Origin of the sequence: Psychrobacter cibarius, assembly GCA_030686115.1 — a bacterium.
Taxonomy (GTDB): Bacteria; Pseudomonadota; Gammaproteobacteria; order Pseudomonadales; family Moraxellaceae; genus Psychrobacter; species Psychrobacter cibarius_C.
In genome coordinates this window covers 1850679-1877580 of sequence record CP131612.1, presented here as the reverse complement: position 1 = coordinate 1877580, position 26902 = coordinate 1850679, and the positions used below count along the sequence as shown (strand labels likewise).

The window sequence follows — 26902 nt, the reverse complement described above, 5'->3', positions numbered from 1 at the left end:
CCGTGAGGTTCGATTGGCATTTTTTAAATGGCACAATGATACACTAAATATTAATGTTTACCTAAGATACTGCCGTTGTCGTCTTTCTTAGATTGTTTGGCGGCTTTTTTCTCTTTTGCCGTTAATAGCGGTTTCTTTTTTACGTTCTTTTTACTGTCTTGACCTTTACTCATGGTTTTTTCCTCTTGAGATAAGCCGTAATACCTTTTAAGCCAATGTAAATAGCTGAAAGGTTAGATTAACGCTGATGACGCAAATAGTGCGTACTGCAATGAGTATATGCTTAAGGTCTCGAAATAGATAGCGCTAGCACAATTCACCTACGATTTGAGTCAATCCTGTATCCATCCCTTGTTTAATACTACTTTTCAAAAATTTGTCTGATAAATAAATTTTATAAGTAGATTTTCGATGCCATGAATTTATTTAGTCAATACTGCTATTAATAAGTGCTTACTTACGGAGTCATCATGATTTGCTATAATAAGCCACAAGCCGATAGGTCGTCGCGGCAAACTTTTATAATATTCATATTTAGCATAAAAATGCTTACTGTTTTGGTTGATTGTTATGCGTATCCGTAAACTTTTTAAATTTGAAAATGCACATATTGTGCGTAATTGTAGCTCTGAGCGCTGCAAACACTCTATCCATGGTCATAGTTATCAGATTGAGCTGATTCTTGAGGCTAAGCGCTTAGATCATGGGCAAATGGTCTATGATTTTGGCTTATTAAAATCGTCTATCAAGGACATTATCGATAGCTTTGATCATGCGATTTGTTTTTGGAATAAAGACGACCCTGAATATGTCGCTGCCTGTAAAAAATTCAGTGCGCGCTGGATAAGCTTGCCAGTATCGCCATCGGCAGAGCAGTTTTCACGCGTGATATTCTTTTGGGCGCAAGAAATTCTAAAACAAACCCAAATGCAAAACGGTGAATCTGATGTCAGCGTTTACTCGGTGATTGCACACGAAACCGCTACTGGTTACGCGCAGTGCTTTGCTGATGATGTGGCGAACGAGCAAATGGGTAAGCTTCATCTAGAAGCGTTTGAGTTTAGCGATCAAGTCAGTGCCGAGTGGCACGACCCTGAGCTATATGCCAAATTGATCCGCGGTGAAAGCTTTATCAACCCAACGGTGACTATGCAGGTACAGACGCAAGTGCAGGCAGGTAAGCCCGATGCCTAATAGTACAACAGAGGACAAAAATGCTAAGACGCTGACACTGTATACAGAAGCCGATACTCAGCGTTTGGCTGCACAATTGGCAGCTTTACCTTTGACAGGTAGTGTCTGGTTGGCAGGTGATTTAGGGGCAGGTAAAACGACTCTGACTCGCTATTGGTTGCAGGCGCTCGGGCATGCAGGTGCCGTCAAAAGCCCGACTTATACTTTGGTTGAGCCTTATAGCATCGAGCAAAAAGATGGCTCAATCAAGCCAGTTTACCACGCGGATTTATATCGTCTGCAAGACCCAGAAGAGCTGTCTTTTATCGGTTTTGATGAGTATTTGGATGAGCCAAATGCGTTGGTTGTCATCGAATGGGCAAGCCGTGCGGACAGCTATTTACCGCCGCCCACCTTGTTTATTAATATGACGCAAGCTACTAGCACTGATAAGGATAATGAGTCTCGTCAAGTTGAGCTGCGGCTATCGAAGGCTGGACAAGCGCAAGGCTTGGATTTATCCTTTATTAAGATTTAATTATACATTTGAATGTTCAATAGACCCTAATATAAATCATCAATATCTGCCAGTACTACTTATCATCACGTAAAACAACGATACCTCTTAATGCCGCAAATGCCAGACAATCATTCTTATACTCGCATCAAAAAACTATCGCCGCTGCTCATCAATCAATTGGCAGCGGGTGAGGTAGTGACACGCCCAGCAGCCGTAGTTAAAGAGCTGCTAGAAAATGCCATTGACGCTGGTGCGACTAATATTGAGATACATATTACTCAAGGCGGCATGGGTATGATTGAAGTGGTCGACAATGGCGTGGGTATTCATCCCGATGATATGGTCATGGCGATCACCCGTCATGCAACCAGTAAAGTCGCGGATGTCGCTAACTTACAAGGTATTACGACGTTGGGTTTTCGCGGGGAGGCGTTGGCGGCGACGGCGGCAGTATCTCGGCTGACTTTAACCAGTAGCCATGATGACAGTGGCATCGGTCGCCAGTTGCAAGTCGCGGGTGTGTTAGATGATGCGCCAAAGCTTATGCCAGTTGTGCATCATCGTGGTACGACCATTACGGTTAAGGATTTATATTTTAATGTACCAGCACGCCGTGGCAATTTGAAATCTATTGCGACGGAGTTCGGTTATATCGAAACGATTGTGCGCGAAGTAGCTTTGGCGCGAGCAGATGTGGCATTGGCGCTCTTTCATGACCATAAAAAACGGTTGTCACTTTCTTCAAGTGCGATGTCTTTAAGTACGATGTCTTCAACTACAAGGCTTTCAAATTCAAAGTCTTTAAGTGCCGTTTCTACAAATGCTAATGGCAATAATAATGTCAATCCTTTGCCATTGGCACGTCTTGAGCAAGCGACTGGATTGTCGTTAACCAAAAAGGCGTTAGAGATAGCGATAGACCTCACCAGTTTAATGCAGTCACCTAGAGAGTATGTTAATAATAGCTTTGGCGATCAAGCAAGCGTTAATGGTTGGTTATGGCCTATCACTGATTCGCAGGATACCTTACCAAAGTTAATCTATGTGAATGGCAGACTGGTCAAAGAAGCATTGATAAGCAATCAGCTACGCCAACTTGCTCAAACTGCTCAGTTGGTGGGTATTGGCTATGCGCTTTATTTTGATTTGCCCACTCAGTGGCTCAATATCAATGTGCATCCATCTAAACAGCGTATTAAAATAAGTCCGCTCAATAATATTATGGCGCATGTAAGCCATGCGATTCGGGCAAAACTTAAGACGGTAGTGACTACAGAGACGATCAGATCTACCAATGCTAATGATACTATTCAAATACTAGGTAATAGTCAGATAGTAGATAGCAATCTGTCTATCGATAATGCATTCGCTACTGTAATGCTAAACACATCAACGACCATTCATTCAAGCAAAAGCCATCAGGTAAAAGCGCCCAAACAACCCTATCAGTTGTCAGAAAATAGGTATTCGCCTCAAACCTTAAACGTATCAAGTGTTTCTGAGAAAATAAGTCAAAACACCACAGATATCGCTAACGATGTCGCAATACATTCGACATCTTTGCCTTATTGCCTAGACGTTGTTACTCATTTAAATGAGGCATTAACCGAATCTGTTGGTACAACATATAGTGAGGACAAAGCGCTGCCTTGGTTGTTATTTTATCATCAAAGCCAATGTGTATTGATCGGTGCAGAGAATTGGCAATCAAAGATGCGTTCATTATTTGAGTCAAGTTTACTTAGTAATAGGGCAGGTAAAAAAGATCAATGGTTGCACAGTGCAAATGACATTAATCAGCAACTTGCCGCCGTGAGCATGCAGATGTCAAAGCAAGATTTGATGGTGTTCTTGGCGGATATCGATGCGTTACTGACTCAGCATGCGATTAAAGCGATAGATGGTAATCAATTAGCAACATTGATGCTATTATCTGCGCCTGAGTCAATACAGCTATAACGACAAAAAATATAATAAGCAAGTTTTAGCGATGACACCGCTCAAAGTTATTTATTGCTACTAATATCATTAATAAAGGCAAGCCTATGCAACTTTCATCTGACAGCTCATCTTATCGCCTAAACGCCAATTTAGCGGATAATAGCGTGGTGTGTTTGATGGCGCCGACAGCAAGTGGCAAGACTGCACTGGCTTATGAGTTATATGATACAGGGCGTTATGAGCTAATTTCAGTAGATTCAGCGCTGATTTATCGTGATATGAATATCGGTACAGCAAAACCAACCGCTATTGAGTTGGCGCGTTATCCACATCATTTGGTTGATATTATCGATCCTATGCAGAGCTATAGCGTCGCCGAATTTGTGCATGACGTTGCCCGTTTGATTGATAGCTGTCACGAGAATGGCAAAATACCGTTGCTGGTTGGCGGTACTATGATGTATTACATGGCGCTGCTAGACGGGCTATCTCCAGTACCTGACAGTGATGATAGCGTTCGCGCACGTGTGGAGCAGTGGCGGCAAGATGAAGGCATTAGTGCGCTTTACGACTATTTGGGTGAGATAGATCTGATCAGCCATGAGCGCCTTAATGCGACCGATACTCAGCGCATCACCCGAGCAGTTGAAGTTTATCTACAAACTAATATCCCTATAAGTGACTGGCAGCGCAAGCCCAAGCAGGCATTGGCAAATAATCCCAATCAGCAATGGCATGCATTGACAGTCATGCCTGATCGTCCATGGTTGCATACACGTATCGAGCAGCGTTTAGATATCATGTGGAATGACGGGTTAGTAACTGAGGTCATTGATCTGCTGGAGCGCTATCCTTTAACACCAAATCTACCATCTATGCGCTGCGTTGGTTATCGACAAGTACTAGAATACCTAGTACATATCGATCACCCAGTATTTGAACAGCCTCATCTAGACAAAGCGCAATTTTACAGTACTTTTGAAGTGCTCCAGTCTTCAGCTCAATCAAGCTTATCTGATGGTGCGACCGAGGCACTTGCTTGTCAGCAAATGCAAAATAAGGCATTATATGCGACAAGACAATTGGCAAAACGTCAGTACACATGGTTACGTAAAGTCATGCAATTACCTAGTAATTCCATGGATGGGGCGATAGCAGCCGATACCTCTAGCGAGGAAGGCTATTCTATAGACCGCGATATGGTGGTAAAAGCATTCACTACCATGGCGCAGGCAAGAGACTATTTATATTAAATCTCTCAATGATACTAGGGCGTGTCCTCATTTTAAAAATGGTGATAAAAATGAGATAAACTGCCTCAAAATATAGTATGAGTTAATACCTTATAAATACAATATAGTGTACTAAAAATATAGTATTGCAAAAAGCTCTATGCAACAATTAGAAAGTAATGACAATTAGTATCAAATTATATCGTAGATAGCTGTTATAATTTAAATTCATCAAAATAGTAGGTGTAATACTAGCCTAACTGTGTATTTAATCAATATTAATTGACGTTTGTTGATAAAAACAACTAATGAAACAACTAGTTACTTAATTATTTACAATAATAATGTATTCGCGATAAAGTGGAATCACTTAAGAACAAGTAGCGTTTATTTAGATACGTTTTATAAAGAAAATTTATTATTGTATCTGCCGTTAGCCATTATAATTAAATGAACACTTAAAATAATTGGCACTAAAACATAATTAATAATATTTAGGAGAGCTCTCATGTCAAAAGGACAAACTTTACAAGATCCGTTTTTGAACTCGCTGCGCAAAGATCGCATTCCTGTCTCTATTTTTTTGGTCAATGGTATCAAGCTGCAAGGTCAGATTGAATCATTTGATCAGTACGTGGTATTGCTCAAAAACACTGTCAGTCAAATGGTATACAAACACGCTATCTCAACCGTCGTGCCGGCACGTAATCCACGTAGCAGTACGACGACAGGTACGAGTACCCAACCGCAAAGCGCTGCTCCAGCAGGTTATCAAGGTGGTGGGTTTGAACGCGGTAGTAATCCTGCTAGCACAGGTGGCTTTGAAGAGCGCGGTTTTGCGTCTAATCGCAGTGGTTTTAATCGTGGCGGCTTTAGCCAAGGTCAAGATCGTGGTTTTGAGCGTGGTAGCTTTGGTCAGAGTCAGGAGCGTGGCTTTGAGCGTGGCGGTTTTGGTCAAGACCGTGGTTTCGAAAACCCAGCAGATAATACGGGTTTTGAGGAAAAACCAAATGATGGATCTAATGATAATAATGGTTAGAGACTAAGGGTTAGAGAGCAAGATTCATTATTGAAGGTGCATTACTAATACGTGATTTATCCGATCAAAACCTGCTTTTTATAGTGGGTTTTTTTTGTATAAATAAACGTATAATAATGGTCTAAAATGACGTGCCGAGTTGTTAGTGATTGGTTTCGTAGATTATTATTAATATTGGGCATAGTATAGTAAAATACAGTATTGATTCATTATAAAATAGAGCGAATCCATGAGTAATACCCAAATCAATCTAACCCATGAGCAGTTTATTAGTAAGGCCATCGAAGCGATTAACACTGAGATATCGGCATTGGCTTTACTAACAGAGCAGATAGACGATAGGTTTGCACAAGCATGCGATATTATTTTGGCTTGTAAGGGTCGAGTCGTGGTCACTGGTATGGGTAAGTCAGGATTGATTGGGCGTAAAATAGCGGCGACGTTTGCCTCTACTGGCACGCCAGCCTTTTTTATGCACCCTGGTGAAGCTGGGCATGGCGATTTAGGCATGTTGGTAAAAGGTGATGTACTGCTTGCTATCTCTAACTCTGGTGAGTCCGACGAGATTAAGATGCTGCTGCCAGTGGTCAAACACCTAAATATTCCACTGATTAGTATTAGCCGTGATAAGCGCGGTATGTTGCCTCGTGCCGCGAGCATTGTATTGACGCTTGGTAAATCGCAAGAGGCTTGTCCACTTAATCTTGCTCCTACTTCTAGTACCACGGCGACCTTAGCGCTTGGCGATGCATTGGCCGTTGCCTTAGTCCATGCGCGCAACTTTACCTCAGAGGATTTCGCATTATCGCATCCAGCAGGCGCATTAGGTCGTCAGCTGCTAACGCGAGTTGAAGATTTAATGCATACTAAGTCGGAAGATTTGCCGCTCATTCATCAGCAAGCGCCACTGCAAGAAGCGCTTTTTACTATGTCTGCTGGGCGCTTAGGAATGACGGTGGTGACCGATGATAATGATAAGGTGGTTGGGGTATTTACAGATGGTGACCTACGCCGTGGTCTAGAAAAAGGCATCGATTTGCAAACGCCGATGGCTGAAGTAATGGTTAGTAATCCACGGCGCATTAGTAAGACCATGCGCGCATCAGATGCGCTCAGTGTGATGAATGAAAATGGTATTAGCCAGTTGCTAATTATTGACGACCAAGATCGTTTAGAAGCGATTATTACGGTACATGATTTGCTACAAGCCGGTGTAAAATAAATAGCATTAATAAAGATATCGGTTTATACAGTATAGATTCGCACAGTATCGATTTATAACAATAAAATGTAAAAAATAGCCTTAAGAAAGAGGGATATGATGCAAGACTTAATCAAAAAAGCCGGACAAGTAAAGCTGTTGATAATGGATGTCGATGGTATTTTATCAAACGGTCAAATTATCTATGATGCCAATGGTATCGAGACCAAGGCCTTTTCTGTCCATGATGGCGTAGGCGTTAAGTCGTTAGCACGTTATGGCATTTTGACGGCTATTATTACAGGTCGTAGCAGTGCTATGGTAGATAAGCGCGCCGCGGAAATGGGCGTTAATTATGTGGTGCAAGGTCGTGATGATAAGCTGGTTGCTTTAAATGAGCTGCTAACCATACTTGATTCAGCGCTCAATATCACGGCTGCTGATTGCGCTTATATGGGCGATGATTTACCAGACATTAAAGCGATGCAGACCGTTGGATTTGCTGCAACAGTACCCAATGCGCATGCTGAAGTCATCAATCGCAGTGACATGGTCACCACCCGAGCAGGTGGCACTGGCGCTGTACGTGAAGTATGTGACCTCATTTTGAAAGGTCATGGACACTATCAAGACTTCATCGCGCACTATACGCTTGATGCAGCCGAAACTCAGGATAATTTGTCGTGAATACTCGTGTTCTAATAGTTCTTGCCTTGATTATTGCTGGTATTGCAGGTTGGTTTTTTCAACAGCAAGGAGAGATAGCGCCGCCAGTTAGCATGGAAGCGACCGATGTTGATTATGAAGCAACAGATATCAAAGCGGTACAGACTAATGAGAAAGGCGAAACTGAGTATGAGCTGACTGCCAAAACATTGACGCACAATCCAGAGACCAATTTAGACGAGATGTCAGGCATCACTATGAATTGGGAGCCATCGGCAGAGCAGCGTTATCGTATTGAAGCGGGTAGTGCTGCTATCAGTCAGCAGACGGGTGAACTCAGCTTGTCAGGGGGCTTTTCACTGGTTAGTGAAGGCAATAAAGACGCGCCAGATATTGAACCGATAAAGGTGACAGGTAGTATCCTTAAAGGCAATACTAAATCAGGGCAAGTATATAGTGACGCGCCTGTTAAGATAGAACAAGGCATGAATCGGTTTGAAGCTTCTAGCATGACCGCCAACCTTGAGACCGGTGAATATGAGTTTGGTCAAGTTGCCGTCGCTTTTACTCCAGCTGAACGCCAAGATAAAGCATTGTTTTGATCGCAGTAACTCTTATTGACTATGTAATAAAAATAGCAGCTAGCATAAAGTTTGCAAATCCTACTACCCATTATAAAACGAGTGATTTTTATGACATCTAAATTTTTGCCTACTTTGCGCTCATCATTAGCACGCTTCAATCTAACATCGTGCCGCTTGCGTCAATTACATGTGCTGCCAACGGTTATGCTGCTGGCACTGCCACTTTACAGTCATGCGCTGCCATCAGATGCCAATCAAGAAATCAAACTATTGGCTGATAAAGCGACCTATAGTGAGCGTACAGGCGTTACCAGCTATTCAGGTAGTGTCATTATCACTCAAGGTACGTTTAAAATGACCGCTGATAACATTACGGTCAACCTATCACAGGGTCGCAGTATCAACTCGGCAGTAGCGACCGGACGCCCTGCAACCATGCAACAGGTAGTCACACAAGAAAAAGGGCTGGCGAAAGGTCAAGCCAATAAGATTGATTATAATGCGGTCACTGGTATTGTTACTTTGACGGGTAATGCTAAGTTGGTTCAAAATGGCGCCAGTTTTGCGGGTAATGTCATTCGTTATAGCCTAAAAGCTGGTGATGTTGAAGCAACTGCTGGCGGTAATCAGCGCGTAGAGTTGGTGTTTCCGCCCAGTAGTAATGGTAGCCAAAGTAGCATCCGCTAAAAATCTGAATGGTTAATGTAACTGTATCAACACCCTTTAGTGTATCAGTGCTTGAATTTTGCAACCGTATGAGTAAGTTATGAGTGATAATAAGAATACAAACCCTTTGGTAACCAACAATAACGCAGTACCTGCAACGCGACTATCAATGCAAAATCTAGGCAAACGCTATGGTAAGCGCTGGGTTGTGAAAGATGTCTCTTTCTCCGTAGAACAAGGGCAGGTCGTTGGTTTATTAGGTCCAAACGGTGCAGGGAAGACAACCAGCTTTTATATGGTGGTAGGGTTGGTCAATATGGATAAAGGACGTGTTACTTTAGGAAAAATGGATCTGTCTAAATATGCCATGCATGAGCGTGCACGGGCAGGAATTGGTTACTTACCACAAGAGGCGTCTATTTTTCGCAAATTGTCTATCGAAGACAACATCTTAGCTATTTTAGAAACTCGCAAAGAATTGAGTAAAAGCGAGCAAAAGCAAGAGCTGGAAAAACTAATCGGTGAATTCCATCTAGAGCATGTACGAAAATCATTAGGCATGAGCGTATCAGGTGGTGAGCGTCGTCGCTGTGAAATTGCCCGTGCATTGGCGGCTGACCCAAAATTCATTTTATTAGATGAGCCATTTGCAGGCGTGGATCCTATCTCTGTTGGTGATATCAAAGACGTTATTTTGACCCTCAAAAATCGTGGTATTGGTGTTTTGATTACCGATCATAACGTTCGCGATACCTTGGCTATTTGTGAGAAAGCTTATATCGTCTCAGAAGGTGCTATTATTGCTGAGGGTACTTCTAGTGAAGTGTTAGAAAATGAATTGGTGAAAGCCGTTTATTTGGGTAAAGACTTTCACGTATAAATGAGGATGTGTTGAACATTGTACTTGTCTCGAATACATTTTTTTGCTAAATGCGCATCGATTAGCTCTGCGTATTTTTAAATGTTCAATACACCCTTAATATCTTAACGTGTTTTTCGCGCTACTATTTACGCTGTCTGTTAAACTTATAATTTCCATTAAGTTCTCAAGACAGCGCTTGCTACTTTTCCTATATCTAGCTATTCATCACATTTAGCATCACCTCTTCTATAAGATCTAGTCCATCATACTGATGGCTAATTTATCTCAAAGATCATTCTCAAATTAATGCTTATCAGAGCGTCACGATATTTTATCAATTAATCTTGATTGGACACTTGAATAAGGTTCATACGTTATGGCAAAAAATAAGAGCAGTTATGTCTGTCAGCATTGCGGCGCGCATTTTGGCAAGTGGGCAGGGCAATGTACCGATTGCGGTGAATGGAATAGCTTGGTCGAAGCACCAAATGTGAGCATGCCGCATCACAATAAAAACGTTTCTAAACCAGCAGCAAATCGATCAGCCTCTCGTGAATTAGGTGGTGCACCATCAGGAAATTATTCGGGTACGCATAGTGCGGTCATGCCGCTTAATGCTGTGAGCGTAACGCTAGACACACGCTTACCAACTGGTATTAGTGAGTTTGATCGTGTACTTGGTGGAGGATTGGTTGCTGGTTCAGTCGTTTTAATCGGCGGTGATCCTGGTATCGGTAAATCGACGATTTTGCTGCAAACTGCGACTAATATGGCACGTGCCGACTCATTGGCAGGTAGCGCCTTGTATGTGACTGGTGAAGAATCATTGGCACAGGTTGCTATGCGCGCTAGGCGCTTAGATTTACCGGCTGATAGATTACGCGTACTGGCCGAAACCAATGTAGAGACTATTTGTGCCGCCTTGACTCAAGAGCAGCCCGCCATCGCTATTATTGACTCTATTCAAACCATTTATACGGATGCAATCAATTCTGCACCTGGCGGCGTCAGTCAAATTCGAGAGTCTGCGGCTATCTTGACTCGCTATGCCAAACAGACTGGCACCGCGCTATTCTTAGTGGGTCACGTGACCAAGGAAGGCACGCTCGCAGGGCCGCGCGTTCTTGAACACATGGTTGATACGGTCTTATATTTTGAAGGTCAATCAGACTCACGTTTTCGGATGATTCGTGCCGTCAAAAACCGCTTCGGTGCCGTCAACGAATTAGGTATTTTTGGTATGACAGATATGGGACTGAAAGAGGTCGCCAATCCATCAGCGATATTTTTAAGTCGCTATGACAAACCCGTTGCTGGATCTGTCGTCATGGTCAGCCGCGAAGGCACACGACCCTTGTTGGTGGAGGTGCAAGCATTAGTGGATGATTCGCAAGGCTCACCTAGACGAATGGCATTAGGATTGGATTTTCAGCGTCTGTCCATGCTGCTGGCCGTCATGCATCGACACGGCGGTATTCATACTAGCGGACAAGATGTGTATGTCAACGTCGTCGGTGGTGTCAAGGTTATAGAGACTGGGTCTGACTTGGCAGTATTGTTGGCTTGTGCCTCAAGTATTAAAGAAAAAGCCTTGCCATCGTCATTGGCTGTATTTGGTGAAGTGGGATTGTCGGGTGAAATCCGTCCTGTACCAAACGGTCAAGAACGTTTAAAGGAAGCGATGAAACATGGATTTAAGTATGCCATTATCCCAAAAGCCAATGCGCCTGCTAAGGATGCTCCTCAATTTAAAGGCATCAATGTGATTGCCGTTGAACGTCTCGATGATGCCATTGAGAGTGCATTTGAACTGTAAGGTGTAAGGGTTAATCATTTTGATTACACCTTGTTTTATAAGTTATTGCTAAGCGCTACAGCTTTATTTGTAGCCTAATGGATACAATAAACTGAAACTATAAAAAAGCGCCTAACACTGATGTGTTAGGCGCTTTTTATGCTCTAATACAAATAGACTGTTTTTTTAGAATTATGGTCCTGAAACGCGCTCAATAGCAACATTACCCACACCTTTACCCGTAATACCGAGTTTTTTGGCAGCACCATAAGACAAATCTAGCACACGGTTACCATGGAATGGACCACGATCATTCACTTTTACCACGACGCTTTTACCATTGGTCTTATTCGTGACTTTAACATAGCAATTCAATGGCAGTGAACGATGCGCCGCTGTCAAACCATTCATATCGAATGTTTCACCACTGGCTGTTTTACGACCATGGAATTTACGACCATACCAAGAGGCTAGACCTGTTTGCTTAAATTTACTGACCGAGTTAGAGGCTACGGCTGTCAGACGCTCTAATACATCTTCATCATTAGTCAGTTGAGAGGTGTCACTGGCTAACAGCGAGCTGCTAAGTGCCAACGAGGTTGGTTGGCGTGCTGACTTCACCAAACTTGATGCGCCATCATGTTGACGGCTAAGCTCACCAAGTACACGATCGATATGGGAGGCGTTATCTTGTGAAATCATCGCAAGAGAGGTTTTGGCTTCTACAGCATTTGCATTAGTAGCAACTGCGGAGCCAGCAAACAATACTGCTGACATGGTAAGTAAACCAGATAAACGCTTATTCATAGATACCTCTATAACTTATACTTTAAAATCTAACTCTAATAGTTCTAGACTGAGCGTGGCAATGTTAGACCAATCTAACAGCGTCACAAACTCTAAAGCCGCATCATCAATATTTTTTTCATATAATTATTGATACTAAACGTGGCTTTTATAGATTTTAAGGTATGGTAATTTTTCATTTTATTATCATAAGCGGGTCAGGATAATACGACCAAAGATACTTATGAAACGCTCAAATGACAGCTAACGATATTAGTAGAATACCCAATTCGAATACAAAGGTTGAGTACCGAGTCCGCTATATGTGCTATTTACAAACTTTCTAACATTGCTAAATTAATAAAGGTTTTAGAAGGCCTTACGTGTGTCTTTGTTATTAAACCGTTAATTAAGTAGTGTATTTGAAAGCTTGGAATCAACAATTCGCTAACTATACGTACGAGCTACAACCAAAATATAATTAAATGCAAAGTTTATTAGTAGCTATGTACGGGTTATGTATCAAAGTACAGTTAAACGAGGTTAACGCAATTATTTGTAAAAAACAAGGATTAAAATCTATCAGTACCAATTGGCAACGAAGTGTTTTAATGAGAGGAAATATAAGGGTGTTTTTAATTATTTCAATTAAATCAATGGCTTGTATTTATTATCAAAAGTAGATAGGAGGGTTTTTATGGCAAGTTATAGGACTTGCCATAAAATGATGAAACAATAAAATTTGTTAGAAACCTTTAATTTGTTGTTGATTTATATTTATTTTCAACCATTTTGCATGTAACAATGATTTAGATAAAGGCTTTAATTGGCTGATTCATCCGCCTTACAACTTTTATATAGCCTGTGTCTTTTGATTTTTAACATGAATAGCATTAAGATAAAGTTTGAATGTTCATTAGAGAATCACTGGTAACTGTGCGTCAACTGGGCTTATGAGTGTGAATGGACATAAGTAGTCCAAATCCTGCCATCAAAGTGACGATTGCAGTACCGCCATAGCTAATGAAGGGCAGAGGAACGCCAACGACGGGTAAAATACCACCAACCATACCCACATTAACGAACACATAAACAAAGAAAGACATGGCAATTGCACCCGCTAGTAATCTACTGTATACATCAGGATGGGTGAAAGCGATGTATAAAGCGCGCAGGAGCAAACAGGAATAAATGAACATTAATAAAATCACGCCCAACAAGCCAAACTCTTCTGAAAAAGCCGCGATAATAAAATCAGTATGACCTTCTGGTAAAAAATGTAAATGCGACTGCGTGCCTTCTAAATAGCCCTTACCAGTGAGTCCACCCGCACCGATGGCAGTTTTTGACTGAATGATGTTCCACCCAGCCCCTTGTACATCGGCTTCAGGATTGAGCAGTGTTAAGACACGGGTACGCTGATAATCATGTAATAGAAAATTCCAAGCAATCGCAATAAGCGGTATCGCTAATATGGCGGCAGCTGAAATCAATCGCCAAGACAACCCTGCCAAAAAAAGCACAAAGATACCACTGGCTGCCACCAATAGCGACGTCCCAAGATCAGGCTCTTTTGCAATTAATAGTACAGGGACGATAATTAAGGCTAAGGTAATGACGATGCTTGATAGAGAGGGCGGTAGATCACGCTTGGATAAAAACCAAGCACACATCATTGGCATCCCAAGTTTCATAAATTCTGAGGGCTGCACACTGCCAAACCCTGGTAAATTAATCCAGCGCTGAGCACCCATACGTACTTCACCAATGATATCGACCAATACCAATAAAATTAATCCCATTACATAAAAGATGGGTGTAAAAGTGCGATAAAGGCTAGGCGGTATCTGTGCCATGATAAACATAACCGTAAAGGCCACACCATAACTGACCATTTGACGTAATACCATACCGACATCTTGACCGGCCGCACTATATAAAATTGTCAAACCAATGCAGCAAACCGTCAATAAGAGAAGGGTCAACCATGGATCGATATGTATACGCTGCCATAACGATGGTGCATGGCCTTGGCCTAAATGATGGCTCTGACGTGAAAAACGGTATTGCGGATTAGAAGACATAGGCAAAGTGTGTCTGGCAATTGAGGTAAGAGGGAAATTTCAAATCAGATCAACATTTAAAGGTAATCGCACCATATCTATATCTATGCAAGTAAAATATCGTAGATAAAGTAACACATAAGAAATAAAGTCACATAATTATAAAAATTATAAGGATAAGTGTTAATTACCAATAACACGCCTCTGATTAGAGGCGATAGTTTAGCTTGCTTGCTGAAAATTTGATAGTATCGATAAAACGTTTTTAGCGGTAGCTTGTTGCAATGACCAATACAAAAAAATATCCTTATGGGCAGATTCACAAGCCTATGCTTGCACTACTCATGTGTGCCAGTAGCATCTCTGTTCATGCCGCTATTATCAGCGACAATAGTGAGCGCCGTATCCAAGTACGTCAAGGTAGTAGCAGTAATGCTCACATCAGACCTTCGGCGAATACTACAAGCTATAATTCTGGCGTTACCATGCTGAGTGGCGATAGCATGCAAGGATTGATTGCTCAAAAGCAGCGTGATTTTGATTTCGATGACAGTCTGTCTATTGAAGAAAATAAGCGCATGAATGTCAATCGGCGCGCGCCTGCTTATAATACAACTTACAGTAATAACAGCTACAGCACGGCGAACAATACTTACAATAGTACTTATACTGATTCTATTAGTATGGATTTTAACGCGTGGTTGAATAGCAATAGCTACCGTGCTAGGCAAGTAGCAGATTTTCAACGCTACCTAAATTCGCGGGTAGGCGCACAAAATGTACCGCCTATGTCGCAGTTGCTCACAACAGCACGAAGCTGGAGCAAATGTGGTTATGAGCCTTATCAGTTGCCACCGCAGGAGTTATGGGCAAATATCGTCCCAACATTACGTTTGTACGGCGAATTGAAGCATCAAGGAATTCTACCTATCAGTAGTGAAATACGCTCGGTATATCGCAGTCCTGGTCTTAATGACTGTGCAGGCGGGGCCGATAGTAGCAAGCATATGAATGCCAGTGCTATTGACATCTGGGTGCCAGAGTATGAAGATAACTTATGGCGGCTCAGTACGATGCAAGATGGCTTATGTCAATTTTGGCAATATCAAGGACAATCTCATAATTTCGGTTTAGGGCTATATGCTACGGGTGCAATACATCTAGACACGGATGGTTATCGTAAATGGGGCTTTAATCATGCCAGTAGCTCATCTTCGTGCCGCTATTAAGTCATTTATGATCTATCAAAAAATCAAATAAATATAAGCCAGAGCGAATTAAAATAGAGTAAAAGCGCTATAATAATACTGATGAAAGGCAGCGCTAAATGATAAATAGTTTAGTATTAAAAAACTATGGCTAATGATCATTTAGTTTATGAAATCACATAGCGTCTATTGTAAGTAGGATTTATGAAGAAGCGGTATTCAACGATGGTGAAAACACATAAGTCTGATAAGCCAAAAAAAGTGTTTTTGCAATCAAATAACACGTATATGGCTTTGTTTGGTTCAGTTTTGCTCTCTCTTTTATTGGTCAGTGCTTGTAGCCCAGAAACCTTTTCTGAACAAGGCTCTCTAACGGCAGAAGATTCCGCTACTGATCCTGACAGAAACTTACAGGACGTTGAGGATATTGAAGATAATATTAAGAACTCTTACGCTCGGCTGGCTTCAAAGCGCTCAGATATCTGTCCAAAATTCATACAAGAAGAAGTAGGTAGTCAGGTCGTTGAGCGTACTGCAGAAGTGATGGTGAATAATCATTGTGATTATTTCTTATACCCACGCAGTGGTCAGCAGATCTCGGTTAGCATTAACGACAGTCAAATTGAAGCGCTACTAATAGTGCCAGCCCTGCATGATTTCGCCAATGGTGATTATCAAGTAGACTCTTATGACAAGCACGTGATTCGATTGACCTATAATGGTGCAACTTATAAGCCTGAAAATTTCATGTATGACGTGGCAGTGACTATTTCTGGTTAAGAGCATTATTTTTTGTATGGACAACCCATTATCGACTTTTAGTACCACTCATAAACAGTGCTACTCATAATTTATTACCACTCATAAAGAGTGCCAACCTATAAAGAAATGCTGGGCAATACTAAATAGTGTTGCCCAGCATTTCTTTGTGCGGCTATTTATTGGTCTTTTTATCTTTCCAAGGATCCTCTTGTCCAACGGTGACAATCAGGAAATCATCAGGCTTAAGGGTGTCACGCATGGTTTGATTGACTTCTGATAGCTTTACTTGTTCAACACGTTTGACATAATCAGTCAGATAGCTGTTTGGTAATTGATAAAAATTCATCATCCCAAGTAAGCCATTAATTCCTGCATTGCTCGCAAAACCCATCGGAAAGCTATTCTTAAGATTGTCCGTCGTTAAGCGCATTTCATTGCTGGTAATACCTTTTTCTAAAGTGTCATTGATAACGGCTAAGCTGGCATCAATGGCCGCGCGCGCCTTGTCATTACGCGTTGAAAAACCGATTTGGTACGGTCCTCGTGCCAGCATGGGATTCATAGAGCCTGATATGCCATAAGTGTAGCCCAAGTTTTGTCTAATCTCAGTCATGAGTCGCGCATTAAAATCACCGCCCGCAAGTACCTCATTACCAACCGCAAAGTTGGTTTGCTTCTGCTGAGACTGGGGATCGGTGGCGCGCTTATCTCCCAATTGTCCCATGAGTACGGTGGTTTGAGTACTTGGAAAGGGAATATGAATGTGCTTGGCTTGGCTCAGTGGTTTTGGTTCAGGCAGCTCAGTTGCAGGCTGACCCTTCGGTAATTTGCTAGTGATATCTTCCGCCAGTTTTTTTGCCTGTTCTAAGGTTAGATTACCAGTGATGGCAACAGAGGCATTCGCTGCGACTAAGTAGCGGTTTTTGAAATCTATCAGTTGTTGCTTTTCGATAGTAGGAATGCTTTCAAGCGTACCCGCTGATGGATGGGCGTAAGGATGCTCGCCATACAATGCTTCGCTAAATGCAATGCTAGCAAGGCTGTTGGGATCTTGTTTTTGCTGCTGTAAACCAACCAATAATCGTGCTTTATTACGTGCTAGGATGCTGTCGTCAAAAGCGGGTTCGCTGAGCATCTGAGTCATTAAATCAACGGCTGGAAGTAGATGCTTATCATCATATAAGCTACGTAGCGACACAATAAACATGTCTTTATATGCACTACTATTTAGATTGATACCCAAGGTTTCGACAGCGCGAGTAAATTCATTTTCGTCTAAGCGTTTAGAGCCTTGCGTCAACATAGTGGCAGTCATATTAGCAATACCAAAGCCTGTGCTACTAATACTGCCATCACGGGCGCTACCAGCGTTAAAACGCAAGTCGATATCGACAATCGGTAAGGCTGTTGTTTGTACAAAACGTACGGGAACGCCTGCCTTGGTTTTGAACTGCTGAATTGTTGGGATGGTAACGGTTAACGGTTTATCATCGTCAAGGCTGGTTAGCTTTGATAATGCGGCAATCGGTGCGCTGGTATCCACTGCCGCAGAGCCACGATATTCTTCAGCACCTGTTGTGTTTGCTTGTGCTGTCAACGTTGTTAGACCTAGCAAGATGCCAACACTAAGATGCGACAGTTTTTGCATGGTGGCGGTTGCTGATGGTATTGAGCTGTAAGCCTTTTTTCTATTTTGCAACAAATCACTATTTTGAGTCATGGTTTTCTTCTTATAAATAAGGTCTTTATGATTGGCGCTTGTATCGAATAAAGAGCTAACACGACACGATTATTTCTCTGTCGCTGCTTGGTCTTTAGGTGGGATGACATGCATCACTGTTAAATTGTCCTTTACCAAATACTTTTTGCTAGCAGCTTGTATGTCAGCAATCGTCACGCTATCGAGTTTGGTGGGCAATTCAGCAAGCAGCGTATCGTCAAGACCGATAGACTGTAAGGAGCCAATCATCTGCGCCTGACCTTCCATACTGTCTTGCGCATAGACGAGCCCTGTGACCGTATTGGTTTTGGCACGCTCGATTTCATCGGCGGCGATGGGATCGGTTTTGAGCTTTTCTATTTCAGCCATAATGGCTTGTTGTGCTTGCTCTAAGCTGACACCTTCACGTGGAGTCGCTTGTATCAAAAACAGTCCATCTCCACGATCTAGCAAGTCATATGAAGTGCCCACTGTGGTCAGTAGACCTTGCTCGCGTATCAATCGACTCTCAAGGCGCGCAGAGAGACCACCGTCTAATACATCTTGAGCCAGTGAGAGCGCATAAGCTTGTTTTTCATTAGCTGCACCAGCAGTGACGAGACTGGGTACGTTATAACCCATTAACAATACTGGTACTTGTACGGCTTGCTCGGAGTCGACTTGCTGATAGCCACGGAAGCCTTTTTGACTGACGGCAGGACGTTTAGGTAGATCGCTTGGTGTTAGCTCACCAAAGTAACGTTTGACTTGAGCCAACACCTCTTGCGGTTTAACGTCGCCAACGATGACTAACGTTGCATTGTTTGGTGCGTACCATGTTTTATACCAGTCTTTTAAATCTGTAAGGGTAATGGATTCAAGCTCATCCATCGGACCAATAACGGATTCGCCTTTTGGACTATTCGGGAGTGCCAATAAGCGAAATGACTCATAAGCCTTGGCAAGTGGATTATCATCAGTGCGTTGGCGGCGCTCCTCCATGACCACTTGGTGCTCTTTGGTAAATTCCTGCTCATTAAACAGTAGGTTTTTCATACGATCCGCTTCTAGCTCTAATGCCAAAGGAAAACGGTTGGCAGGGAATAGCTCGTAATAGCCCGTATAGTCGTAGCTGGTAAACGCATTATTGACGCCGCCAAATTTAGCAATCAAGCGCTCATAGTCGTCGCTCGAAACGTTAGTAGTGCCTTTAAACATCATATGCTCAAGCAAATGCGAGATGCCCCCTTTATCCAGCGGCTCATCTGCTGACCCAACTCGATACCAGATTTGAGTCATTACCACAGGTGCACGATGGTCTTCTTTTACCACTACCTTTAGACCGTTTTCTAATTGATATTCGTGTCGACCTGACATATCCATGGTCAATGCTGATGAGGGCTGAATGTCTTGACCTGATTTAGCGGTATTTAGCCCATCTTTACCCAAGGTATTTTGAATGACTGGCTTCTGAGCAGCCGACAATGTGTTGGCGCTGATAGTACTGGTTTGGCAAGCAGCAAGAGTCGTTGCTATTGCTAAGGCACAGGCAAGACGTAAAGAGGCGGTAGGTAAGGGGGACGGTGATAAAGGCAGTGGCATGGTATATTCTACTTATAGAAAATGGCAACTTGTAAATTGATCAGTGGTTAGATCACTCTAAATACTAGCGATAGATAGCAGGTTTTATAAAGATTTATGTGCCCCAACCATCACACTGGCTGTTGGCTTAAATTCTTGGGTGGTATTACAGCCTGTCGCGGATAGTACCAGTGTCGCTACTAATACAGCTGCGCTGATGCTGATTGCTTTTTTACCGTACGTTTTGTCAGTATTAGATAGTGATGGCATAGATAATTCCTAAAAATGAGGGTTGAGTGAGCAATAGTGAAGTAGTTGGTAAGCTTTGGAATAAGGCTTGTTCTACAATAAACTCTGGTAGAGTAGGCGAAGTTTAGCATGTGTAAGGTCAGATTTTTGTTGCCAAATCTTAAGCGAAACTTTCTAAAGAGATGGTGTGACTTGCCAGATTTGCAAAAATTGACGATAGGCTATGATGGTAAGGTCTGAGCACAACTCGAATTATGATAAACTAGGCTAAAAATTGACTGTCGTGGGTCATGATCCATGACAAAAACATGACGATATACCAACCCATTTAAAATAATCAAATAACTGACCGTGATAACTTTTAGGGCAAGCTTATGAATAACTCCAATAATAGCAGTCGTGTAATCATTAATCTCGATGGCAATCTTGATGACCTAGATGACGATGATATTACCTTACCCAGTCTGCCTTCGCAATCTGTGCCCATTATCGATGAGAAAGAAGATGCAGGCTCTATCCAAGCGCCCAATGATCAAAGCATCGAAGATCAGCAAAAAGACAGCACGATAAACAAAGATGTCTCAAGTGCTGATGCGGCACAAAACATTGCTTTGGGTGCGCCAATTGTGAGGACAGAAGAGCAAAGCACGTCTAAAAATGCCTCTGAAAGCTTTATAAGCGCTTTCTCAACTGATAACGATAATAATAAAAATATTGATACTAAGCTTAGCACTATTTCTACTGCCCCAACCATGCCATTACAAGAGCAACTTGGCGATAGCCCAAATGTCAGTCCTGCGAGTAGTGCGGTACAAGCGACCACTCAACCAGAAATCGAATCTACAGAGCTACAAGAAAACAAGAAAAAAGGCAGCTGGTTTAACCGCATGAAAACGGGGCTAAGTAAGTCACGTAAAAATCTTGCCGAAGGTATGGTCAGTATTTTGATCGGTGGCAAAGAGATTGATGATGAGCTATTGGAAGAAGTTGAAGATCAACTGCTGGTCGCCGATATCGGTGTCAACGCGACCAATCGTATTATCAAAAGTCTGACCGAGCAGACAGACCGTGGTGATTTGATTTATGCGCATTCATTATATAAAGCGTTGCAAACTGAACTGGTTGATATTTTAACGCCAAAAGTCGCACCACTCATTATTGATACCAGCAAAAAACCTTTTGTGATTTTAGTTGTGGGTGTCAACGGTGTCGGTAAAACCACGACGATTGGTAAACTTGCCAAGCGCTTACAAGGCGAAGGTAAATCCGTTATGCTGGCTGCTGGCGATACCTTCCGTGCCGCTGCTACTGAACAGCTACAAATTTGGGGTGAGCGTAATAACATTCCTGTCGTCGCTCAAGGTCATGGCTCTGATAGTGCCTCTGTTATCTTTGATGCCATGCAGTCTGCCAAAGCAAAAAATATCGATGTATTAATCGCTGATACTGCTGGACGCTTGCAGAATAAAACCCACCTGATGGCAGAGCTTGAAAAAGTGGTACGCGTCATGCGTAAAGCTGATCCAAGCGCACCGCACGAAGGTATGATTGTCCTCGATGCTGGCACGGGTCAAAATGCGATTAATCAAGTAGAACTCTTTAACAAAGTCGTACCATTAACAGGTATTACCATTACCAAACTAGATGGCACTGCAAAAGGTGGCGTGGTCTTTAATATCGCTGAAACCACGGATGTGCCGATTCGCTATATTGGTGTTGGTGAGTCGATTGATGATTTACGTGCCTTTAGTCCAAAACAATTTGTCGCCGCATTATTTGAGACCGATGATAAAGAGTAGCGCTCGATAGGTCATTTTAATAGATCATTTTAGTCGATGAACGATTTTTGAAAAAATCATCATTTGAAAGGAAGCATCATGATAGTCACCACAGCCGCTTTTGGAGCACACCAGCTAACGTTAATTGCGAGTGTCAATGAGCATAGTCGCCCTAAGCTAGTAGAAGTCAATTGGCTGATAGCAGGTGACTCTTGGCATAGCTCAAAATCTATTTCCAAACTTAAGAAACACTATGGGCTTGTCGATCAGAGCTTTACGTTTATCAATGAGGATAGCTTAAGCGGAAATGAGCCTGCCCAAGCGCTACTCATAGAGACTATAGCGCAATTAAAATCGTATTTTAAAGGTGATCGTCAGGCATTCGATTTGCCATTAGATATAAGCTTAGGAACCAAGTTTCAGCAACGAGTTTGGCAAGCGTTACAAGATATTGGCTATGGCGAAACAATAAGCTACGCGACACTGGCACAAAATGTCGCTAGTCCCAAAGGGTTTCGCGCGGTTGCTAATGCTAATAGTAAAAATCCTTTTAGCATTATCGTTCCGTGTCATCGAGTCATTGCTAGCGATGGTAAGCTTGGTGGTTATACAGGTGGACTAGATAAGAAAACATACTTGCTAGCGCTTGAAGGTGTCACTTGCAAAACTTAGTAGGAACGAAGCGCTCGTCACATATTTCTAAACAAAAAAAGCCAAACATTTAAAACGTTTGGCTTTTTGATGTGTGACACATAAAGGGTTGCTAAATAAAACTATTGCTCAAGCTGGGTCATTACGTCAGCAGAAAAGTTTACATTGCTATAAACCTCTTGCACATCATCGATATCTTCTAACATATCAATCATTTTCATAACTTTTAGTGCATCATCGACATTGTCTATTTCAGCACTGGTAGACGGTGCCATGGTCACTTCAGCATTGTCAGAGACCAAACCTGCAGCATTAAGCGCATCTTTGACGTGACCGAAATTTTCCCATTCAGTGATGACGAGCAAGCTTTCACCATCATTCTCGATATCAAGCGCGCCTGCATCTAATGCCACTAGCATGACTTCATCTTCTAGGCTTGTATCATTAAAGATGATTTCACCGCGCTTATTAAATAGATAAGCGACCGAGCCAGTAGTACCTAGATTGCCTTCATTTTTGGTAAAGGCGTGGCGTACTTCACTGACTGTTCGGTTAAGATTGTCAGTCAAGGTTTCGACAAGTACTGCAACGCCGCCGATACCATAGCCTTCATAGCTTACTTCGTCCATATTGTCATTGTCATCACCGCCTGTACCACGAGCTACTGCACGGTTGATGGTGTCTCGTGTCATATTGACAGATAGGGCTTTTTCAATGACAGCACGTAGGCGCGGATTCTTGTTAGGGTCAGGATCACCTTGCTTGGCAGCAGAAACAATTTCACGAATAATTTTAGTGAATACTTTACCTTTTACCGCATCCTGACGGGCTTTACGGTGTTTAATATTTGCCCATTTTGAATGGCCTGCCATATAACATCCTTAAGTTTTGCGTATTATTTATTGTGCTTAAAACAAGTGTTTAATAACAATCTTTTACTATGAGTGTGTCATGAATAAGAGTATTTATACATTTTAAGATTTTTCAATCTGCATGATGACACACCTCAGATCACCTGTTTCTATGATATAGCTTGCACTATCTCTTTAAAGTAACAGAGCTACCGACACGTTAACGATTTGTATTTTGTTGAGAGTGCTTTTTTGCTACACTGTGGCAACTTAGTGATTGTATTCACATGTGACCTGTGAGCAATATTATAAACCAATTTTATCTATTTTGACTAACTTGGCCTTATCCAGCGTATTTTAAATCATTGGTTGCCATCAAGCCATTATTTTATATCGCTACTGACTCGATACTACTGACTATATGAAGCAACCGACGGCTGAAGCCATTACCCACCTGCGTAACCGCATTCATATCATTATTGAAGGCACAGATACCCGCTTGGGTAAACTTTTTGATATTGTATTATTGATTGCGATTTTGACCAGTGTGGCTGTGGTCATGCTTGACAGTGTGCTATACATGCGCCTGCAATATGGCACTATATTCTTCTATGCTGAATGGTTTTTTACCATTTTATTCACGATAGAGTATGCGCTCAGGTTGTTTTCAGCGCCTAACCGCGTGCGTTACGTCTTTAGTTTTTTTGGGGTAGTCGATTTATTGTCTGTGCTGCCAAGTTACCTAAGCCTCATGTTTGTGGGGGTACAGTATCTATTAGTGATACGGGTTTTGCGTATTTTACGTGTGTTTCGCGTACTCAAGCTCAAAGCTTATATGCAACAAGCGGGATTTTTGGCCTCGGCGCTTAAAACCAGTCAGCAAAAAATCACGGTATTCTTTTTGTCGCTGGTATTATTGGTCACGATTTTCGGCTCGATTATTTACGTGGTAGAAGGCCCTGAAAATGGCTTTACCAGTATTCCGCTGTCTATCTACTGGGCAGTCGTCACCATGACCACGGTCGGTTACGGTGATATGTCACCCAAAACACCGCTAGGTCAAGCGATTGCGAGCATGGTCATGATTACGGGTTATTCGATAATTGCAGTGCCAACGGGGATTTTTACTTCTGAGCTGGCACGTAATATGCGTCCGCAACTCAATCCCGTCACCTGTCCTAATTGTGGCAAGTTCGGTCATGCCATTGCAGCAGAATTCTGTGATCGTTGTGGACACGCTTTGCATATTTAGTAGTGTTTGTGCGTTGTCTGCTTTCGTAAATATTTATATTTTATATCGTTACACATCAATGTATTCACTAACGAGCGGTGATAAGTCAATCTCAACACCGAGGTTGACCAAGTTCCAGTATTGTCCTGACACTGTGCGATCTAGCATCATGGTGGTTGCAGAAGGTTGGAATTGACCAAAGTACTTCAACGACGTCCGCATTTGAGCAATGACTTCGTGATGAACCTGACTTTGACCAAAATCAAAAGCGCCTTGTTGATAAGGTTGAATAGACAGAGGCTTTAGCCCAATGGATAGCCATTTCTCATAAAACTCTCCGGGGATATTTTTATCGTCATCACGGCGAATATCAAGAGCGATGAGGTCCTGCTCAAGGGCAGTCACATCTCCTTTAATGGCATGCTTAGCAAAACGGCGAAACAATTGAACTTCGCTGTCACTATAGCTACGAATGCCGCCAAAATCATAAGCCACCACACTGCCATCTTTGCGAAAGGCAAAGTTGCCGGGATGTGGGTCACAGTGCATACGGTATAAGCCAAATAGTTGTCCTGCGGTAAAGTGGAACAGGCGCTTGGCTATATGTTGTTTGATATCATTGTCCCAAGTCGCCGCGACAGTTAGTGTTTCTCCCATCTCTTCTGTTAAGGTTAAAACCCGTTTAGAAGAGTGGCTGCTAATGACTTTAGGAATAATAAGACCTTTGTCTTCTGCATGAAATGCGCCAAACACTCGTAAGTTATGCGCTTCTTTAATATAGTCCAATTCATCATGTAAACTTTGGCGAATCTCGTTGAATAGTTGCTCTTGCAACTGCTTGCTCATATTGAGTACACCTGCAATTTTTAGTGCCATGCGTACTTGTTTGAGATCACTATCACAGTTTTCATCGACATCAGGATATTGAACTTTAACCACCACTTTTTGACCAGATGGCAAAACGGCTTTATGCACTTGACCGATGGAAGCCGCCGCAAACGGTGTTTCTTCAAATTCGCTAAATAATTCTGCCACAGGCGCTTTAAGCTCGCGCTCGATTTGTGCACGTATCTGCGCATAGGGCATGGGCGGCGCATCTTTTTGTAGCTTTTCTAACGCTGTCGCTACTTCTGGTGGGAACACGTCTTTATATTGCGAGGCAATTTGCCCGACCTTCATCACCGCGCCTTTCATTTCACCCAACGTTTCGGCTATCTGAATGCCCACATCTTGCATCAGCTCTGAGCGTGCTTGCAAACGTTTTTCTTCGTCACTTGAGAGGTGCTTAAATGAGTTTTTAGCTGCTTTGCCGGCAATGCTTGCTGTCATGCCAGCCAATTTCATAAAGCGCTTTCCAGACGATTTTGCCATTCATATCACCATGTAGTGGGTTGTTTGCTCAGTCATAATTTTAGTATTTTAGTCAAACAATTGCTGTTTAACTCGTGTGCTATTGATAAAGCATAGTTATACAATTCATGATTTTCGGTAATCAGGATTAAGCATTAATCGCTGATTGTGACAGAGTAGAGGCTATCAAGCCAGTAGGACAATGCCATTTGATAACCCAGATGCCCCAAACCAAAAATAACACCGACGGCGATATCGCTTAGATAAGAATGATGGCGAAAAGGTTCGCGCGCATGCACATTGGATAAGTGTACCTCGATAAACGGTTTTTGTGTGGCCAAGAGCGCATCACGTAACGCAACCGAGGTATGAGTAAAGGCGGCGGGGTTAATGATAATGGCATCTACTTGCAGCGCGGTATCCGCTAAAAGTCCATGATATTGGATGTCATCTATCAGTTTACCTTCATGATTGGATTGTATACATATTAATTCGATACCGTGCTGAGCTGCACGTGCGATCAGACGTTCCTCGATATCTGCTAGTGTCGTATGACCATAAATCTCAGGTTCGCGCTTACCCAATAAATTCAAATTGACCCCATTAACCAGCAATAACTTATGAGTGAGTGTTTTATCGGCATTTTGCTTTGAAGGCGTGACGGTTGGTATAGACTGAGAAGGAGAGGTCATAATGGTCTCTATAACGATGAAACGAGGTTGAGGATTTATTATTTGTTATAAGGTTTAGATACTATATAAGCATAAAATGGCATAAGCGTAAAATTGCACAGTTTAATCAAACCTTTCTCTTTATGATAACAGCTTGATGGCAAGGTTATAAAAAAATTACATGAAAAATAAAGCTAAAGGTAAAAAATCATGTTAAAAGTCTTTATGTTGCTAAAAACCCGTGCTATGATATTTTTTATGCAATAATTATTGCAAGTTTGTTGCTACTGCCGAAGTAGAGCAATCAGTAAGACAGTCGTTATGTTTGTAAATACTCACTGTG

At 42.2% G+C, this 26902-nt stretch carries 25 protein-coding genes; 16 read left to right on the top strand and 9 right to left on the bottom strand.

Annotation, left to right across the window (positions count from 1 at the left end; all coding sequences use genetic code 11):
* Positions 1 to 50 precede the first annotated feature (50 nt).
* The gene (locus Q6344_07825) at positions 51 to 173 is read right to left on the bottom strand and encodes a hypothetical protein (GenBank protein WLG12522.1); all 123 of its coding nucleotides are present in this window, start codon (positions 171 to 173) and stop codon (positions 51 to 53) included.
* Positions 174 to 570: 397 nt separating this feature from the next.
* Between Q6344_07825 and Q6344_07820 the strand changes: the two genes are divergently transcribed.
* The 11 genes from Q6344_07820 to radA all read left to right on the top strand — a co-directional run bounded on the left by Q6344_07820 (position 571) and on the right by radA (position 11700).
* Positions 571 to 1194: a 6-carboxytetrahydropterin synthase gene (locus tag Q6344_07820; GenBank protein ID WLG12521.1), complete on the top strand. Its 624-nt coding sequence runs from the start codon at positions 571 to 573 to the stop codon at positions 1192 to 1194.
* Positions 1187 to 1711 carry a tRNA (adenosine(37)-N6)-threonylcarbamoyltransferase complex ATPase subunit type 1 TsaE gene (gene tsaE / locus Q6344_07815; GenBank protein ID WLG12520.1) on the top strand — a complete coding sequence of 175 codons (525 nt, stop codon included), beginning with the start codon at positions 1187 to 1189 and terminating at the stop codon, positions 1709 to 1711. Before Q6344_07820 ends, tsaE begins: the two co-directional genes overlap by 8 nt.
* 90 nt (positions 1712 to 1801) lie before the next feature.
* Positions 1802 to 3652, top strand: coding sequence for a DNA mismatch repair endonuclease MutL (mutL, locus tag Q6344_07810; protein ID WLG12519.1), 1851 nt, complete (start codon positions 1802 to 1804; stop codon positions 3650 to 3652).
* An 86-nt stretch (positions 3653 to 3738) separates the two neighbouring features.
* Complete coding sequence (gene miaA, locus Q6344_07805; GenBank protein WLG12518.1) at positions 3739 to 4887, top strand: tRNA (adenosine(37)-N6)-dimethylallyltransferase MiaA; 1149 nt, start codon at positions 3739 to 3741, stop codon at positions 4885 to 4887.
* Between the two features lie 487 nt (positions 4888 to 5374).
* Positions 5375 to 5905, top strand: coding sequence for an RNA chaperone Hfq (hfq, locus tag Q6344_07800; GenBank protein WLG12517.1), 531 nt, complete (start codon positions 5375 to 5377; stop codon positions 5903 to 5905).
* A gap of 229 nt (positions 5906 to 6134) precedes the next feature.
* Positions 6135 to 7127: a KpsF/GutQ family sugar-phosphate isomerase gene (locus Q6344_07795; protein WLG12516.1), complete on the top strand. Its 993-nt coding sequence runs from the start codon at positions 6135 to 6137 to the stop codon at positions 7125 to 7127.
* A gap of 99 nt (positions 7128 to 7226) precedes the next feature.
* Positions 7227 to 7793 (top strand): HAD hydrolase family protein, encoded by a 567-nt coding sequence (locus tag Q6344_07790; GenBank protein WLG15178.1) that lies wholly within the window; start codon positions 7227 to 7229, stop codon positions 7791 to 7793.
* Positions 7790 to 8374: an LPS export ABC transporter periplasmic protein LptC gene (gene lptC / locus Q6344_07785; GenBank protein WLG12515.1), complete on the top strand. Its 585-nt coding sequence runs from the start codon at positions 7790 to 7792 to the stop codon at positions 8372 to 8374. The genes Q6344_07790 and lptC overlap by 4 nt, the downstream gene beginning before the upstream one ends.
* A 186-nt stretch (positions 8375 to 8560) precedes the next feature.
* Complete coding sequence (gene lptA / locus Q6344_07780) at positions 8561 to 9043, top strand: lipopolysaccharide transport periplasmic protein LptA (protein ID WLG15177.1); 483 nt, start codon at positions 8561 to 8563, stop codon at positions 9041 to 9043.
* Positions 9044 to 9122: 79 nt separating this feature from the next.
* On the top strand, positions 9123 to 9902 hold the full coding sequence (gene lptB / locus Q6344_07775; GenBank protein WLG12514.1) for an LPS export ABC transporter ATP-binding protein: 780 nt from the start codon (positions 9123 to 9125) through the stop codon (positions 9900 to 9902).
* A 358-nt stretch (positions 9903 to 10260) separates the two neighbouring features.
* Positions 10261 to 11700, top strand: a complete 1440-nt coding sequence (radA, locus tag Q6344_07770; protein WLG12513.1) for a DNA repair protein RadA — start codon at positions 10261 to 10263, stop codon at positions 11698 to 11700.
* A gap of 171 nt (positions 11701 to 11871) precedes the next feature.
* Here radA and Q6344_07765 read toward each other — a convergent pair whose 3' ends face one another.
* A complete protein-coding gene (locus Q6344_07765) occupies positions 11872 to 12486 on the bottom strand; it encodes a septal ring lytic transglycosylase RlpA family protein (GenBank protein ID WLG12512.1) in 615 nt (204 codons plus the stop codon).
* Between the two features lie 920 nt (positions 12487 to 13406).
* Positions 13407 to 14549 carry a rod shape-determining protein RodA gene (gene rodA / locus Q6344_07760; GenBank protein WLG12511.1) on the bottom strand — a complete coding sequence of 381 codons (1143 nt, stop codon included), beginning with the start codon at positions 14547 to 14549 and terminating at the stop codon, positions 13407 to 13409.
* Between the two features lie 263 nt (positions 14550 to 14812).
* Here rodA and Q6344_07755 point away from each other — a divergent pair, with 263 nt between their 5' ends.
* Positions 14813 to 15757 carry a D-Ala-D-Ala carboxypeptidase family metallohydrolase gene (locus tag Q6344_07755; protein ID WLG12510.1) on the top strand — a complete coding sequence of 315 codons (945 nt, stop codon included), beginning with the start codon at positions 14813 to 14815 and terminating at the stop codon, positions 15755 to 15757.
* A gap of 183 nt (positions 15758 to 15940) precedes the next feature.
* Positions 15941 to 16516, top strand: coding sequence for a hypothetical protein (locus tag Q6344_07750; protein WLG12509.1), 576 nt, complete (start codon positions 15941 to 15943; stop codon positions 16514 to 16516).
* A 154-nt stretch (positions 16517 to 16670) separates the two neighbouring features.
* Here Q6344_07750 and Q6344_07745 read toward each other — a convergent pair whose 3' ends face one another.
* From Q6344_07745 to Q6344_07735, 3 genes are all read right to left on the bottom strand, one after another.
* On the bottom strand, positions 16671 to 18218 hold the full coding sequence (locus tag Q6344_07745) for a pitrilysin family protein (protein ID WLG12508.1): 1548 nt from the start codon (positions 18216 to 18218) through the stop codon (positions 16671 to 16673).
* Between the two features lie 69 nt (positions 18219 to 18287).
* On the bottom strand, positions 18288 to 19799 hold the full coding sequence (locus Q6344_07740; GenBank protein ID WLG12507.1) for a pitrilysin family protein: 1512 nt from the start codon (positions 19797 to 19799) through the stop codon (positions 18288 to 18290).
* Positions 19800 to 19883: 84 nt separating this feature from the next.
* Positions 19884 to 20048 carry a hypothetical protein gene (locus tag Q6344_07735; protein ID WLG12506.1) on the bottom strand — a complete coding sequence of 55 codons (165 nt, stop codon included), beginning with the start codon at positions 20046 to 20048 and terminating at the stop codon, positions 19884 to 19886.
* Positions 20049 to 20914: 866 nt separating this feature from the next.
* On the opposite strand from Q6344_07735, the gene ftsY reads away from it, so the two are divergent.
* Together ftsY and Q6344_07725 are read left to right on the top strand one after the other, a co-directional pair.
* The gene (gene ftsY / locus Q6344_07730) at positions 20915 to 21826 is read left to right on the top strand and encodes a signal recognition particle-docking protein FtsY (protein WLG15176.1); all 912 of its coding nucleotides are present in this window, start codon (positions 20915 to 20917) and stop codon (positions 21824 to 21826) included.
* A 78-nt stretch (positions 21827 to 21904) separates the two neighbouring features.
* The gene (locus tag Q6344_07725) at positions 21905 to 22477 is read left to right on the top strand and encodes a methylated-DNA--[protein]-cysteine S-methyltransferase (protein WLG12505.1); all 573 of its coding nucleotides are present in this window, start codon (positions 21905 to 21907) and stop codon (positions 22475 to 22477) included.
* A gap of 101 nt (positions 22478 to 22578) precedes the next feature.
* Here Q6344_07725 and Q6344_07720 read toward each other — a convergent pair whose 3' ends face one another.
* Positions 22579 to 23328 carry a YebC/PmpR family DNA-binding transcriptional regulator gene (locus tag Q6344_07720; GenBank protein ID WLG12504.1) on the bottom strand — a complete coding sequence of 250 codons (750 nt, stop codon included), beginning with the start codon at positions 23326 to 23328 and terminating at the stop codon, positions 22579 to 22581.
* Between the two features lie 400 nt (positions 23329 to 23728).
* Between Q6344_07720 and Q6344_07715 the strand changes: the two genes are divergently transcribed.
* Positions 23729 to 24559 (top strand): ion transporter, encoded by an 831-nt coding sequence (locus Q6344_07715; GenBank protein ID WLG12503.1) that lies wholly within the window; start codon positions 23729 to 23731, stop codon positions 24557 to 24559.
* A gap of 48 nt (positions 24560 to 24607) precedes the next feature.
* On the opposite strand, the gene Q6344_07710 is transcribed toward Q6344_07715, so the two are convergent.
* Together Q6344_07710 and aroQ are read right to left on the bottom strand one after the other, a co-directional pair.
* Positions 24608 to 25909: an AarF/ABC1/UbiB kinase family protein gene (locus Q6344_07710; GenBank protein WLG12502.1), complete on the bottom strand. Its 1302-nt coding sequence runs from the start codon at positions 25907 to 25909 to the stop codon at positions 24608 to 24610.
* 134 nt (positions 25910 to 26043) lie between these two features.
* Positions 26044 to 26580: a type II 3-dehydroquinate dehydratase gene (gene aroQ / locus Q6344_07705; protein WLG12501.1), complete on the bottom strand. Its 537-nt coding sequence runs from the start codon at positions 26578 to 26580 to the stop codon at positions 26044 to 26046.
* Positions 26581 to 26902 lie beyond the last annotated feature (322 nt).